The following is a 1,464-nucleotide window of genomic DNA, read 5'->3' on the forward strand; positions in this document are numbered from 1 at the left end:
GACAAGGTTACAAAGTGGCTTGCTTAGAAGAGATTGCGTATCGTCGAGGGTGGTTAACGCGAGAGCACATTCAAGCTGCAGGAAAAGCCTTATCTAAAAACGATTATGGCCGCTATCTTCTAGAGTTATTGGAAGAATAAATGTCGAATATACCGCTAATATATTTTCAGAAAATGGGTGATGAGCGAGGCTCATTAATCTCGTTAGAGCAACATAAAAACATTCCGTTTGATATCAAACGTATTTACTACATCTTTGATACACAAAGCGGTTTAGCGAGGGGCTTTCATGCACATTACGACTTAGAGCAAGTCGCTATCTGCATGAAAGGTAGCGTGACTTTCGTCATTGATGATGGTACCACGAAAGAGACAGTGACGCTTTCCTCTCCTGATGTAGGACTGCATATCAAAGGCTTAAAATGGCGTGAGATGCACGACTTTTCTGAAGATTGTGTACTAATGGTTGTCGCTAGTGAATTGTATGATGAAGCCGATTACATACGCGATTATGCTGAATTTTTGAATGTGGTAAAAAAAACATGTTGAAAAGTAAGACAATACAACTTCGCCTTGTTCAAGAAGATGATGCAGAGTTTATAACTCGGCTTCGAGGTGATGAAAAATACAATACACACTTGTCTAAATGCGATACGAGTGTTGAAGCACAAAGATTATGGATAAGAGCGTATAAAGAGGACGAGCAACAAAAGAAGCAGTTTTACTTCATTATAGAGAGGCTAGATGGAACCAAATGCGGAACAGTTAGACTTTACGACTTTAAAGGTGTCTCTTTTTGTTGGGGAAGTTGGATCCTGAATCATGAAAAAACACGTTACGCTGCCCTCGAAAGTGCTCTTTTAGTTTATCAGTTTGGCTTTGATGTGTTGGGTTTTGAAAAATGCCACTTCGATGTTCGCAAAGATAACCATGCGGTAAATAAATTCCATGAAAAGTTCGGTGCTCGACTCGTTGGCGATACAGACTTGGATTATCTTTATGAAATATACCCGTCAGATATTGAGCCAATGAAATTGAAGTGTGAAAAAATCCTAGGTAGATAATGAACGTTAATTTTTTAGAGCTAAAGCGCTTAAATGCCGAGTACGAAGACGAATTGAAACAAGCCTGTGCACGCGTGATTGAATCTGGCTGGTATATCCTTGGCAAGGAAACGGAACAGTTTGAACAAGCATTTGCTGACTACTGTGGTGTTAAACACTGTGTAGGCGTTGCGAATGGCTTAGATGCTTTAACACTGACGCTAAAGGCTTGGCGAGAACTAGGCAAAATAAACAAGGGTGATGAAGTTATCGTACCGGGTAACACCTATATCGCGTCGGTACTGGCCGTCACCGAAGCGGACTTGGTTCCGGTGTTTGTGGAGCCGGATGAGCAGACGCACAATATCAGTCCTGAAGCGATTGAAGCGGCGATTACAGAAAAGACGAAAGTCATTTTGCCG

General features: G+C 41.4%; 3 protein-coding genes and 1 pseudogene. All 4 read left to right on the forward strand.

The window, feature by feature from the left end; genetic code table 11:
- Window positions 1-140, forward strand: a pseudogene (locus IQR33_RS35825) (glucose-1-phosphate thymidylyltransferase); the annotation flags it as partial.
- Window positions 141-548 carry a sugar 3,4-ketoisomerase gene (locus tag IQR33_RS09060; protein ID WP_167415626.1) on the forward strand — a complete coding sequence of 136 codons (408 nt, stop codon included), beginning with the start codon at window positions 141-143 and terminating at the stop codon, window positions 546-548.
- Window positions 542-1,063, forward strand: coding sequence for a GNAT family N-acetyltransferase (locus IQR33_RS09065; protein WP_053303384.1), 522 nt, complete (start codon window positions 542-544; stop codon window positions 1,061-1,063). The genes IQR33_RS09060 and IQR33_RS09065 overlap by 7 nt, the downstream gene beginning before the upstream one ends.
- A partial coding sequence (locus tag IQR33_RS09070) for an aminotransferase class I/II-fold pyridoxal phosphate-dependent enzyme (RefSeq protein ID WP_193843650.1) occupies window positions 1,063-1,464 on the forward strand: 402 nt, incomplete at its 3' end. The genes IQR33_RS09065 and IQR33_RS09070, both read left to right, overlap by 1 nt.

The sequence above is a fragment of the Vibrio sp. OPT46 genome, assembly GCF_015163535.1.
Lineage (GTDB): Bacteria > Pseudomonadota > Gammaproteobacteria > Enterobacterales > Vibrionaceae > Vibrio > Vibrio alginolyticus.